At 67.7% G+C, this 12,909-nt stretch carries 7 protein-coding genes and 1 pseudogene; 4 read left to right on the forward strand and 4 right to left on the reverse strand.

Annotated elements, in window-relative coordinates:
* Positions 1–162: 162 nt before the first annotated feature.
* The 4 genes from VGS97_RS08165 to VGS97_RS08180 form a co-directional block, all read right to left on the reverse strand.
* Positions 163–978, reverse strand: a complete 816-nt coding sequence (locus VGS97_RS08165; RefSeq protein WP_326852657.1) for an alpha/beta hydrolase — start codon at positions 976–978, stop codon at positions 163–165.
* 534 nt (positions 979–1,512) lie between these two features.
* Positions 1,513–2,385, reverse strand: coding sequence for a hypothetical protein (locus VGS97_RS08170; protein WP_326852658.1), 873 nt, complete (start codon positions 2,383–2,385; stop codon positions 1,513–1,515).
* Between the two features lie 162 nt (positions 2,386–2,547).
* Positions 2,548–2,940, reverse strand: a complete 393-nt coding sequence (locus VGS97_RS08175; RefSeq protein WP_326852659.1) for a hypothetical protein — start codon at positions 2,938–2,940, stop codon at positions 2,548–2,550.
* Positions 2,941–3,261: 321 nt separating this feature from the next.
* Positions 3,262–3,483, reverse strand: coding sequence for a hypothetical protein (locus VGS97_RS08180; protein ID WP_326852660.1), 222 nt, complete (start codon positions 3,481–3,483; stop codon positions 3,262–3,264).
* An 83-nt stretch (positions 3,484–3,566) separates the two neighbouring features.
* Here VGS97_RS08180 and VGS97_RS08185 point away from each other — a divergent pair.
* From VGS97_RS08185 to VGS97_RS08200, 4 genes and pseudogenes are all read left to right on the forward strand, one after another.
* Positions 3,567–4,362, forward strand: a pseudogene (locus VGS97_RS08185) (IS3 family transposase); the annotation flags it as partial.
* A gap of 45 nt (positions 4,363–4,407) precedes the next feature.
* Positions 4,408–5,226: an SDR family oxidoreductase gene (locus VGS97_RS08190; protein WP_326852661.1), complete on the forward strand. Its 819-nt coding sequence runs from the start codon at positions 4,408–4,410 to the stop codon at positions 5,224–5,226.
* A gap of 392 nt (positions 5,227–5,618) precedes the next feature.
* Positions 5,619–9,191 (forward strand): choice-of-anchor D domain-containing protein, encoded by a 3,573-nt coding sequence (locus tag VGS97_RS08195; protein ID WP_326852662.1) that lies wholly within the window; start codon positions 5,619–5,621, stop codon positions 9,189–9,191.
* 226 nt (positions 9,192–9,417) lie between these two features.
* Positions 9,418–12,909: glycoside hydrolase family 3 C-terminal domain-containing protein (locus VGS97_RS08200; RefSeq protein ID WP_326852663.1), on the forward strand; the 3,492-nt coding region annotated here is incomplete at its 3' end.

Consider the following 12,909-nt stretch of genomic DNA (forward strand, 5'->3'; position numbering starts at 1 on the left):
AGGTCTTGAGATGTTTGCGTGCCGCGCCTGTACGCTATCGCCCGCCAGCGACGCGGGCAAGCAGATGTCACACATCACAAGCCGATGCGCCGCCGCGATCTGACGGCGACCTGACGGCACGTCAGACTGTGACGTGCCGGAACACGTTCGGCCGTAAGGGCATCAGCCGCGGGCGAGGAAGTCCTCGATAGCCGCCGTGACCGCCGCCGGATCCTCCACCGGCGCCTCGTGCCCGGTGTCGAGGATCTTGACGACGGCGTCCCGGCACCGGGCCGCGAGCCGAAGTGCCTCGCGGGGCGGGAGTTGGACGTCGTAGTAGCCGTGCACCAGCAGCACCGGGGCCTGGATCTCGCTGGCCCGGTCCAGCACGTCGAACGCACGCATCGCATCGAAGCAGGACAGCACCACGTGCCGCGGCGTGGCCTGCGAGGCGGCGACGTAGCCGCGAATCTGCTCGCGCGGATAGCCCGGCTTGAACGCACGCATGATGTTGGCGGCCACGAAGAGGTTGTACGGAAGTCGCTTCGAGACGGTCATCACCAGCCCGCGTCCGCGGTTGTAAACCATCCGGCCGAGCGAATCCACCAACACGATCCGCTCGACCCGGTCCGGATAGGCCAATGCGAGCTTCTGCGCGATCATGCCGCCCATCGAGTGCCCGACCGGGATGAAGCGGTCGACGCCGCGATCGTCCATCAGCCGGCGCACGTCCTCGGCCAGGCCGTCAATGGTGTACCGCTGTACCGGCTTGTCGCTCTCGCCGTGGCCCCTCAAGTCCAGCCGGATGACCCGGCGGCCGACCTTGAAGTGGTCCATCTGGTGGTCCCAGCGGTGCCGGTTCGCCGTCCAGCCGTGGATGAACACCAGTGCCGCGCCGTCGCCGGAACCCTCGTCGTCGTAGGCGAGCCCGACCCCGTCGATATTCAAACGCGCAGCTTGCGTCGTGCTGTCGGCAGTGGTGCCCTCGGCGTCGGTCATGGCGTCATCGTGGCACAGCCGTCGCGCACCCGACCAGCGTCCGATGCGCGACGCGCCGTATGATCGGACTGCGCGCCAGCGTCGCACGATCATCGGGAAAGGGCGCCATGTCTGCTGCGGGCTTCGACAGAACGAGCCGCCGAACGCGTCGCCGGGGCGCTCGGCGGCGGGCTGCCGCCCTCGCAGATCCACACCGACCAGCCGGAGCCCGGCCCGCATCTACGACTACTGGCTCGGCGGGCACTCCCTCTAAACACATCTTCTATCGCAGATGGCGGCCCATGTCAGCGCCCTGGTTCCTGTCGCCTGCGCGGCACCTGCCGGACCGCGCCCGTAGCTGGGGCTGAGGGTGGGTCATCTCCGTATGCGGCGGGCTGTGCCTTGCTGAGCGGCGTGCGGTGTGTCAAGGCTGCTGTTTGCCTTGATGCACCGTGCGTTTCCGGGAACCCTTCGGGCGACGCGTACGGAGATGACCCACCCGGCCTTCCCGATCCTTCCTTCGCCCGGCGGCCACCAACGAGAAGCGCTACGCCGCTACATCTCCGGTGCGGCAGCTGCTGGTTTTCGCCAGGCGGACTCTTGCGTTCGGGCCGCTGAGGGGTTGTGCCGGTGCGTGGCCCATGTGCGGGTGATGCCCGCGTACTCGATGATCCATGGCGCTGCATCGGGGACGTCTCGTCGCGCCCATGCGGTGGCGAGCCAGGAAGCGAAGGAGTCGACGATGGTGGGGTCGGCTTGTTTCCAGGCAGGGAAGCGGTTGAGCCATGCCTCTGCGTCGTCGGGTGTGTGTCCGTCGCGCAGCAGCCAGGGTAGGAGGAATGCGCATTCAAGCCATGCTGCGCCTCGGGAGCAGAACGCCCAGTCGACCACGCGGACGTCACCAGCTGGAGTGATCAGGATGTTGGAGGGGTTCAGGTCGCAGTGCAGCATCGTGGACCCGGCCAGTGCTTGGGCTGCCGGGTCTTGAGAGCGGTAGCGGTCTTCGACGCGTAGGCGAACAGCGTCGGGGCAGGGCAGTTCGGACAGTGCGGCGATGGCTGCGGCGAGCGATTTGAGGTCGGCTGAGCCGGGGTGGTACTGGGGGTGGCGGCCTTCAATGTGTTCGAACGCGACCAGGAGCCAACCGGCTGTCTCAACCTGCCACAGGAGGTTGGGGGCGTAGGGGCGTGCGTGCGGGATGACCGCGGCCTCGTTGCGCAGTGACCAGGCCTCGCCGCCGCCCCAATGCTGATCGGGCAGCAGGCGGGTGCCTTTGACGAACACCCGCCCGTGCTCGGTGTGTAGTGTCCCGGCGATCTCTGCGTGGTTGCCGTTCGGGGCCGAGTCGAAGCGGTTTACGTGGCCTGTGTGATTGGCCACTGCTTCCCAAACGGCGGTGGGCAGCTCGCTGAAGATCGTGGAAGGCACTGTCTGGGCTTTCTACTCGGTGCGCCTAGCTCGTTGGGGCGACGGCGGTGACGAGGTCCGATGGCTGTCGGGCGTGGCGCTCGTGCTTAGTCGGGGTCGCTGGTGCAGGGTACCGGGGGGTTGGGTGGGCAGCAGGATTCGCCGGTGATCCAGAACTCGGGGTCAACGGGGTAGCCGGTGGCGTGTAGTAGCGGATGGTGCGCTGCATGGCTGCGCCGGAGGAGATGTCTTCGAGCATGATCGGGACGTGGTGCAGGCGCCGTCCGCCGTTGTGATCCTGCTCGACTGGGCGTACTCGATGGTGTGCATCAGGAAAGCATGCCAGCCGGGGTCCACAGAGATGTCCGGGACCAAGCGCACGCCGTGGTTGCCACACACAGCCTTGAGGTAGATCAGGGTCTGCTCGATCACGCGCTCGGCGTAGGGGCGGGTGACGCGCTGGTGCTCAACGATATAGGTAACGAGCTTGGTGAACGTCTGCGGCGAGACCAGTTCGCGCGGGTTGCGCCGCTGCGTCGCCTCGTGTTCGGCGGGGCGGTCAACGGTGATGGTCACGTGTCGGTCCTCCTCGGTGGTGAAGGGTGCGATGCTGGCACCGCCGCGCGGGCCTGCCAGCCTCACGTCTTTGCCGTGGCCCTTTCTATGGTTCCAGTAAAGACAGGGCGCTGAATTGCAGACAGTGGCCAACAGGTGACCAATCGTCGAACCCGCTCGCAGTGTGACCGCCGATAGTTGATAACAGCGGCGCTCCGGCGGCGCGGCCCGCTAGGCTCGCACGCGTGGCTGACCTGTACAGTTGCCCACAACGACCGACAGCAGAGAAACGGGGGTCGAGATCGCACGCGTCACCTGTCACCAAGAGGTTCACCAGGTGAGTCACGCGCCGAGACTGATAGCCGCGAAGGTAGTCCACTCGTACATGAAGTGATCCCGGTTGAGGATGATCAAATCGGCATACGTGATCCGCGCGATAGTCGGACTACTCGGGATCGTGGTGAGCGCATCGCTCACCGGATCGACCGGGCCGTTGCTGTTGCTGCAAGCGATCGTTTCATTTGCACTGAAGCCGTCGGCGGCCTCGGGTACTTCGGGCCACACATCGCTGATTGCTGCGCGTATTGCGTGACGGACCGTATCGGGGCCGGACGAGTCCGGCTCCCAGCGGATCGCTTCCGGGGTGATCGTGGGCCGCCCGTGCGGCGCGCGAGCAGGCCGATCAGGTACTGGCCGCGCGCATCCGCGCCGTGCACGCTGAGACCGATGGCGCCTACGGTTCCCCGCGGGTGCCCGCCGAACTGCGCGCGGCGGGCATGGCCGTCAATGGGAAGAAGGTCGCACGGGTGATGCGCAAGTACGCGATCGCCGGGATACGCCTGCACAAGAGGGTGCGCACCACCGTGCCCGAGCCCTCGGCCGTCCCGGTCACCGACCTGTTCGGCCGCAACTTCACCGCCCCCACGCCAGACGTGAAGTACATGGGCGACATCACCTATCTGCCGGTCGGTGACGGGCGGTTACTGTACCTCACGACCGTGCTGGACTGCTTCAGCCGTCGCGTGATCGGATACTCGATCGCCGACCACATGCGCACCGAGCTAGTCGCCGACGCCCTGCGCATGGCCCGCTACGTGCGCGGGAGTCTTGTCGGCGCGCTTTTCCACAGTGATCACGGGTCTCAGTACACATCGAAGGAGTTCGCCGCCGCGTGCAAGGAGTTGGGCGTGACCCAGTCGATGGGCGCGGTCGGCACCAGCGCGGACAACGCCGCCTGCGAGTCCTTCCACGCCTCGCTCAAGCGCGAGACCCTCCAGGGCTCCCACCGCTACGACAGCACACACTGCGCCCGGCTCACGGTCTTTCGCTGGCTGGCCCGCTACAACACCCGAACGCCGACACTCCGCGAACCGGCAGCTCAGCCCCCTAGCCTACGAACAACGACACCAGCAGAAGTCAGCTATACCCACCATTGCCGCATAATTGATACCAATGCATGTCCACTCCCACGAGGGAAGGCCCATCCGAATGACCAATACCGGGCAGGACACGCCAGTTCCATCGGTTGCACCAGTTCCACCAGTCGCGGTCGTCACCGGCGCCGCGCAGGGCATCGGCCGCCGAGTGGCCGATGCCCTGGCCGAACGGGGCTACGCGGTAGTACTGAGCGACCTGCGGATGCCTGATGCGACTCTGCAATCCGTACGCGAGCGCGGCGCCGAGGCGTTGGCCGTCGTCGGCGACGTCTCGTCGGAGCAGTACGCGACGAGGCTGTCCGAGCAGGTACTCGGCGAGTTCGGCCGGGTCAACGTGTTGGTCAACAACGCGGGCGTCTCACTGCTCGTCCCGGCGGAGCAGACCACGGCCGAACAGTGGCGCCGAGTACTGGAAGTGAACCTCACCGGGCCGTTCCTGCTGTGCCGGGCGTTCGGCACGGCGATGCTCGCGGCGGGTACGGGTTCGATCGTGAACATCGCGTCGATCGCCGGGCTGCACGGCGTCTCGGACCGCGCAGCATACAACGCGAGCAAGCACGGGCTGATCGGCCTGACGCGCACGCTCGCCGCCGAGTGGGGCGGCCGAGGCGTGCGGGTCAACGCGGTGTGCCCGGGTTGGGTCAAGACCGAGATGGACGCCGCCGACCAGGCCTCGGGCGGCTACACCGACGCCGACATCACCGACCGCGTCCCGATGGGGCGGTTCGCCGCTCCCGGCGACATCGCCGCCGCGGTCGCGTTCCTCGCCGACCCGGGTATGAGCGGCTTCGTGAACGGCGTGGCACTGCCGGTCGACGGCGGCTGGACCGCGGACGCCAGCTGGACCAGCCTGCGCCTGCGCAAGCGCTGAACCGGGCCGAACCGCCTGGCTGAACCGAGCCGGATCGGACCAGGCGGGCCGGGCTCGACCGGGCCGGACACGCACTGATTTCATCGCATTTCACGCCGAGACATCCCGCACGGGACGAGCCGTGCCCTGACCGGCGACTGTGCAAGCAGAAGTAAATATTCACCAGGGATGTGTCTGGATATTGCGTCCAGATGTCAAAAACGCTACGGTCCCCATGCACCGGCCACACACCCGCATACGGACTGTCCCGCCCTCGCCGCCGCTCACCCACACAACCGGCGAGGCGCCGCAACGTGCCTGGTACCGCGTATCAACTCGCGCCACACGCACCCATCCCCACCTGACCGCGATGTCGCCGACGGAGACCCGGCATCGCGTGAAAGGAGCAGACAGTGTTCCACTCCTTCCGAAGTCCACGGCGATTCGCCGCGTGGACGGCCAGCAGCGCATTGCTGGCCGGCGGCGTCGTCGCCGTCCTGGCAGTGCAGCCCGCCGCCGCGGCCGCGACCGGCGGCAGCGGCGCGAGCCTGCCGTACGTCGAGGTACAGGCGGAGAACTCCGCGACCAACGGGACGGTCATCGGCCCGAGCGTCACCCAGGGCCAGCTGGCCGACGAGGCGTCCGGCCGCAAGGCCGTGACGCTCGGCGGGCAGGGCCAGTTCGTCACGTTCACCTCGCCGGTCACGACGAACTCGATCGACTTCCGCTACAGCATCCCGGACACCTCGGGCGGCACGGTCTACACCGCGCCGCTCTCGCTGTACGTCAACGGCACGAAGCAGACCGACTTCACGCTGACCAACGCGTACAGCTGGTACTACGGCAGCTACCCGTTCACCAACACGCCGGGCAGCAACCCGCACCACTTCTTCGACGAGGTGCACCGGCTGTTCTCGACGACGTATCCGGCCGGCACGACCTTCAAGTTGCAGGTCGACTCGGAGGACACCGCGTCCTCGTACACGATCGACTTCGCGGACTTCGAGAACGTCGGCGCGGCGCTCACGCAGCCGTCCGGCTCGGTCTCGGTGACCAGCGAGGGCGCCGACTCGACCGGCGTGAACGACTCGACCACCGCGTTCAACAACGCGATCAGCGCGGCCGGTTCGGGCGGCACGGTGTGGATTCCGCCGGGCACGTACAACGTCCCCGGCCACATCATGGTCAACAACGTGACCGTCGCCGGCGCGGGCATGTGGTACTCGACCGTCACCGGCACGGCGCCCGGCTTCTACGGCAACTCCGCGCCCAGCCCGAGCACCAACGTGCACCTACAGAACTTCGCCATCTTCGGCAACGTGCAGGAGCGCTGCGACAGCTGCGCGGTCAACGGCATCGGCGGCGCGATGAGCAGCTCGACCGTGTCGAACATCTGGATCGAGCACGACAAGGTCGGCGCCTGGATGGACGGGCCGTTCAACGGCCTGACCTTCAGCGGCATGCGGATCCGTGACACGACGGCTGACGGAATCAACTTCCACGGCGGCGTGACCAACTCGACGGTGACCAACAGCGACATCCGCAACACCGGCGACGACGGTCTGGCGACGTGGGCCGACTCGGGCGTCGGCGCGGACTCCGGCGACACGTTCTCCAACAACACGGTGCAGTTGCAGCAGCTGGCCAACGGCATCGCCATCTACGGCGGCCACGACAACACCGTCTCCGGCAACCTGGTCGTGGACAGCGGCATCACGCAGGGCGGCGGCATCCAGGTCGGCCAGCGGTTCAGCTCGACCCCGGTCGGCACCACCACCATCCTGAACAACACCATGATCCGTGACGGCGACCTCGACCCGAACTGGCAGTTCGGCGTCGGCGCGCTGTGGTTCGACGGCAGCCAGGGCGCCATCACCGGTCCGATCAACGTGACCAACGCACTGATCGAGCAGAGCCCGTACGAGGCGATCCAATGGGTTGAGGGCACCGTCAGCGGCGTCAACCTCAACAACGTGACGATTGCCGGGACCGGGACGTTCGCATTGCAGGAGCAGACCGGCGGCACCGCCACGATGCAGAACGTCGTCGCGACCGGCGTGGCGCAGGCCAACGCGGGCAACGCGCCGAGCTACAGCTGCGAGGGCACCGCGTTCGCGATCACGGACAACGGCGGAAACTCGGGTATCAGCCCGACCCAGTGCGCCGGCACCAACCCGACCGAGGTCTTCCCGCCGTACCCGAACAACGGCGTGTCCGTCTCGCCGACCGCGCTGAACTTCGGCTCGGTCGCGACCGGTGCGACCAGCGCGGCGCAGACCGTGACGGTGTCCAACCCGACCAGTGCGGCGGCGTCCGTCTCGGGCATCTCGACCACCGGCGACTTCGCGCAGACCAACAACTGCGGCTCGTCGATCGCCGCGAACGGCTCCTGCACGGTGAGCGTGACCTTCAGCCCGACCGCGGCCGGTTCGCGCACCGGCAACCTGACGGTCAACGCGGGTGGCGTCACCAACACCGTCAGCCTGTCCGGTACCGGCACCGCGCCCGGCCCGGTGCTGAACGCCAACCCGGCGAGCCTGACGTTCGGTCAGACCCTGGTCGGCTCCACGGCGACGGCGCAGTCGGTGACGATCACCAACTCCGGCACCACCGCGGCGACCGTCTCGGGCGTCTCGACGACCGGTGACTTCAGCCAGACGAACAACTGCTCCAGCATCGCGGTCAACGCGTCCTGCACGGTGACCGTGTCCTTCAAGCCGACCGCCAGCGGCTCGCGCACCGGGACGCTGACGGTGACCAGCAACGCCAACAACAGCCCGACGACGGTCTCGCTGACCGGCTCCGGCATCGACAGCACGACCAACATCGCGCTGAACAAGTCGATCACCGCCAGCGGTTCGCAGTCCGGCTTCCCGCCGACCAACGCCAACGACGGCAACACCAGCAGCTACTGGGAATCCACGAACAACGCCTTCCCGCAGTGGCTCCAGGTCGACCTCGGCCAGAACTACAGCGTCAACAAGATCGTGCTGACGCTGCCGCCGTCCACGTCGTGGGGTGCCCGTACGCAGACCCTGTCCGTGCTCGGCAGCACCGACGGGACCAACTTCAGCACCGTCGTCGGCTCGGCGAACTACACGTTCGACCCGACCGCGAACAACAACACCGTGACGATCAACTTCACCTCGGCCACGGCCCGGTACGTGCGGCTGAACTTCACCGCGAACACCGTCTGGCCCGCCGGACAGGTCTCGGAGTTCGAGGTCTTCCCGGGTAGTGGTGGCGGCACTACCAACCCCGCGATCTCCACCAGCGTCACAAGCCTGTCGTTCGGCAACCAGACCATCGGCACGACGAGTGGCGCGCAGGCGGTGACGGTGTCCAACACCGGCAACGCAGCGGCGACCATCTCCTCGATTTCGGCCTCCGGTCCGTTCGCGCAGACCAACAACTGCGGCAGTTCCCTGGCCGCAGGCGCGTCCTGCACGGTCAACGTCACCTTCGCCCCGACCGCGAGCGGCGCGCAGAGCGGCACCCTGAGCATCGCCAGCAACGCACCCGGCAGCCCGGCAACCGTCAACCTCACCGGCACCGGCGTCAGCGCCAACACCAACCTCGCACTCAACCAGCCGACCTCGGCCAGCGGATACACCCAGACCTACGTGCCCGGTAACGCCGTGGACGGCAACACCAACAGCTACTGGGAAAGCACCGACAACGCCTTCCCCCAGTGGCTCCAAGTCGACCTCGGCTCGGCGCACAGCATCGGCCGCATCGTCCTGAATCTGCCGCCATCCACCTCCTGGGCCACCCGCACCCAGACCCTCTCCGTGCTCGGCAGCACGGACGGCACCAACTTCACCACGATCGTCGGCTCGGCGAACTACACCTTCGATCCGTCGACGGGCAACACGGTGACGATCACCTTCACGTCCACCAGTACCCGCTACGTGCGGCTGAACTTCACCGCCAACACCGGCTGGCCGGCCGGCCAGGTCTCCGAGTTCCAGATCTACCAGCAGTGAGCCGGCAAACCGTGATCCAGCACCGTGACCCGACACCGTGACCAGCTGACAGCGATCCAGCCACAGTGATCCAGTAACAGTGATCCAGCCACAGTGATGGGCAATCACTGACCAGCCTCCTTCTTCCGACTTTTCGTTGAAAGTTTGCGAGTCATTTTGTTAGAGCCGCGGCGGCCGGGTCCCGGCCGCCGCGGCTCCACTGCCCTCAACGCCGAGGAGTGCCCACATGAGAACTCCGACCTTTGTGCGTGCCGCGCTCGCGGCCGCGCTGGTCGCCGGTTTCGTCAGTACACTGACACCAGCGCACGCCGCGAGCCCACCCTGGATGGACGCAACCCAGCCGCCGGCCACACGCGCGCAGGAACTGCTCGCCCAGATGACCTCCGACGAGAAGATCGCCATGATGCACGGCGGCAGTTCGTGCAACGGCTACGGCGCCTGCGTCGACGCCAACACCCGGCTCGGCATCCCGCAGCTTCGGTTGCAGGACGGCCCGGCCGGCGTGGCCGACGGCGTCACCGGCGTCACCGAGCTGCCCGCGCCGGTCGCCGGCGCGGCGACCTGGGACACCTCGCTGATGCAGCAGTACGGCCAGGTGATCGGCGCCGAGACATGGGCCAAGGGCGCGAACGTCTCGCTCGGCCCGACCATCAACATCGTGCGCGACCCGCGCTGGGGCCGCGCGTTCGAGTCGTACAGCGAGGATCCGTACCTGAACGGGCAGCTCGCCGCCGCGGACATCCAGGGCATCCAGAGCCAGGGTCCGATCGACCAGGTGAAGCACTACGCGGTCTACAACCAGGAGACCTACCGCAACAGCAGCAGCGACAACGCGCAGATCTCCGCGCGCACCGAGCAGGAGATCTACCTGCCCGCGTTCCAGGCCGCCGTGCAACAGGGCGGCGCCGAGTCGGTCATGTGCTCCTACGCGATGGTCAACGGCACCTTCGCGTGTGAGAACCCGAACCTGTTGCAGACGATCCTGCGCAACCAGCTCGGCTTCACCGGCTTCGTCACCTCCGACTGGGGCGGCACCCACTCCACCGTCGCGTCCGCGGACAACGGCCTCGACATGGAGATGAACGGCAGCACGTACTACGGCAGCGCGCTGACTTCGGCGCTGTCCGCCGGCCAGGTCACCCAGGCGACCATCGACGGGCACGTACTCAACATCCTGACCGCGATGTTCGCCGCCGGGCTGTTCGACAAGACGAACAGCGGCAGCCTGAGCAACACCGTGACCTCGGCCGCCGACACGGCCGTGGCCCGGCAGGTCGCCGAGGAGGGCAGTGTGCTGCTGAAGAACTCCGGCGCGGTGCTGCCGGTCACCTCGGCGGACAAGTCGATCGCGGTCATCGGCGACGACGCCGGCGTGGACGCCGAGACGGCCGGCAACGGCAGCGCGCACGTGAACGCGCCGTACGTCACCACGCCGTATCAGGGCATTTCCAGCCGCGCGGGCAGCGGCGCGACGGTCACCTACTCACAGGGCGTCGCCAACCCGAACGGCTCGCTGCTCGACAGCAGCTACCTGACTCCGTCCTCGGGCACCGGCCCCGGCCTGTACGGCCAGTACTACAGCGGCAACGCGCTGTCCGGCAGCCCGGTGTTCACCCGGGTCGACCCGGTCGTCAACTTCAACTGGGGCGGGAACTCCCCCGGCGGCACGCTCGGCGGCACCAACTGGTCGGCCAAGTGGACCGGCACGCTGACCCCGCCGACCACCGGCACCTACAACTTCTCGCTGACCAGCGACGACGGCAGCCGCCTCTACATCAACGGCCAGCAGGTCATCAACAACTGGGCCGACCAGCCGCCGACCACCAAGACCGGCAGCATCGCCCTGACCGCCGGCCAGCCGGTGAGCATCGAGGTCGACTACTTCCAGGACGGCGGCGGCAGCCAGGTCAACCTCGACTGGCAGATCCCCAACCAGGACCTGACCACCCCGGCGGTCAACGCCGCAAAGGCCGCCAACCTCGCGGTCGTGTTCGTGAACAACGCCGAGGGCGAGGGCGCCGACCTGAACAACATCGACCTGTCCGCCGCGCAGAACCAGCTGATCAGCAGCGTGGCCGCGGCGCAGCCCAACACCGTCGTCGTGGTCAACAGCGGTTCGGCGGTCACCATGCCGTGGGCGGGCTCGGTCAAGGGCATCATCGAGAACTGGTATCCCGGGCAGGAGGACGGCACGGCCGTCGCGGCGCTGCTGTGGGGTGACGTGAACTTCTCCGGCAAGCTGCCGGTCACCTTCCCGCAGTCGCTGACCGACGTGCCGGCGAACACCGCCGCGCAGTGGCCGGGCCAGAACGGCACCGTCCAGTACTCCGAGGGTCTGGACGTCGGCTACCGCTGGTACGACGCGCAGAGCAAGACGCCGATGTTCCCCTTCGGTTTCGGCCTGTCCTACACCACCTTCGGCTACGCCAACCTGACCGTCGGCGCCCCCGACGCGAACGGCAACGTCGCCGTCGGCTTCGACGTGACCAACACCGGCAGCGTCGCGGGGACCGAAATCGCGCAGGTCTACGTCGGCCAGCCGAGCAGCGTCGGCGAGCCGCCGAAGAACCTGCGCGGCTTCCAGCGCGTGACGCTCACCCCCGGCCAGACCCAGCACGTCGCGCTCACCCTGGACGCGCGCAGCTTCCAGTACTGGAACAACACCGGCTGGTCCAACGCCGCCGGGGCGAACCAGGTCTACGTCGGCGCCTCGTCCCGCGACGTCCGGCTCACCGGCCAGGTCACCATCCCGAGCGGCGGCACCGGCTCGGCGAGCCTGTCGGCCTCGCCGAACAGCCTGGCCTTTGCGGCGCAGAACGTCGGCAGCACCTCGGCGGCGCAGTCGGTCACGATCACCAACGGCGGCAACGCCGCCGCGTCGATCACCTCGGTGGCCGCCTCCGGCGACTACGCCGAGACCAACACCTGCGGCAGCTCGCTGGCGGCCGGCGCGTCGTGCTCGGCGTCGGTGACGTTCACGCCCACCGCAGCCGGGACACGCACCGGCGCACTGACGGTGAACAGCAACGCCGCGAACAGCCCGCTGACGGTCAACCTGTCCGGGACGGGGAATCCGACCTCGACGACCAACCTGGCGCTGACCGCCACGATGAGCGCCAGCGGTTCGCAGTCCGGCTTCCCGCCGAGCAACGCCAACGACGGCAACACCAGCAGCTACTGGGAATCCACGAACAACGCCTTCCCGCAGTGGCTCCAGGCCGACCTCGGCTCGTCGCAGAGCCTTGGCTCGGTGACGCTGACGCTGCCGCCGTCGACCTCGTGGGCGACGCGCACGCAGACCCTCTCCGTGCTCGGCAGCACCGACGGCGCCAACTTCACCACGCTGGTCGGTTCCGCCGGGTACACGTTCAACCCCTCCACCGGCAACACCGTCACGATCCCGCTGCCGGCAAGTACCAGCGACCGGTACCTGCGGCTGAACTTCACCGCGAACACCGGCTGGCCCGCAGGACAAATCTCAGAGTTCGAGATCTTCCCCGGCAGCGGTGGCGGCACCAACCCCGCGATCTCCACCAGCGTCGCAAGCCTGTCCTACGGCAACCAAACCGTCGGCACCACCAGCAGCGCACAGGGCGTGACGGTATCCAACACCGGCAACGCCGCCGCAACCATCTCCTCCATCACCACCAGCGGCCCCTACACACAAACCAACAACTGCGGCAGCACCCTGGCCGCAGGCGCGTCCTGCACGGTCAAC

This window comes from Actinocrinis sp., from assembly GCF_035946395.1.
GTDB lineage: Bacteria > Actinomycetota > Actinomycetes > Streptomycetales > Catenulisporaceae > Actinocrinis.